General features: G+C 60.2%; 1 protein-coding gene. It reads left to right on the top strand.

What is annotated here, in order from left to right:
- Positions 1-601: carboxylating nicotinate-nucleotide diphosphorylase (gene nadC, locus Q1A75_RS24035; RefSeq protein WP_299593611.1), on the top strand; the 601-nt coding region annotated here is incomplete at both ends.

Below are 601 nucleotides of genomic sequence, written 5' to 3'. Positions count from 1 at the left end.
TTGTCACTCATATCGCAGATGGCCTGACATGCCAGAAGGGCGACACATTGATGACCATCAAAGGATCGGCCGCTTCGATCCTGTCCGGCGAACGCGTCGCGCTGAACTTTGCGGGTCGCCTGACCGGCATTGCCACCAAGACCGTAGGCTTCGTGGCCGAGACTGAAGGCACCAAAACACGCGTCACCTGCACGCGGAAAACAACACCCGGCCTGCGTCTGGTCGAAAAGCTGGCCGTGCTGCATGGCGGCGGGTTCAACCATCGCTATTCCTTGTCGGACGCCATCCTGATCAAAGACAACCACATCGCCGCGGCGGGAGGTGTACGTCAGGTTCTGGAGGCAACCAAAGCCCATGCCAGCCACATGATGGCGGTCGAGATCGAAGTGGACCGTCTGGACCAACTGGCCGAAGTGCTCGAGGTCGGCGGTGCCTCGGTCGTGCTTCTCGACAACATGGAAAATGACGTGCTGCGCGAGGCCGTTGCGATGGTGGATGGCCGTATGAAGACTGAAGCCTCGGGGAATGTGAAACTGGACCGGGTCGCCTCGATTGCGGCGACGGGTGTGGACTACATATCGTCCGGCGCGCTGACACATTC

This window comes from uncultured Tateyamaria sp. (assembly GCF_947504105.1).
Taxonomy (GTDB): domain Bacteria; phylum Pseudomonadota; class Alphaproteobacteria; order Rhodobacterales; family Rhodobacteraceae; genus Tateyamaria.
Note: the sequence above shows the minus strand (reverse complement) of the source record. Positions and strands in the feature narration are given on the sequence as shown.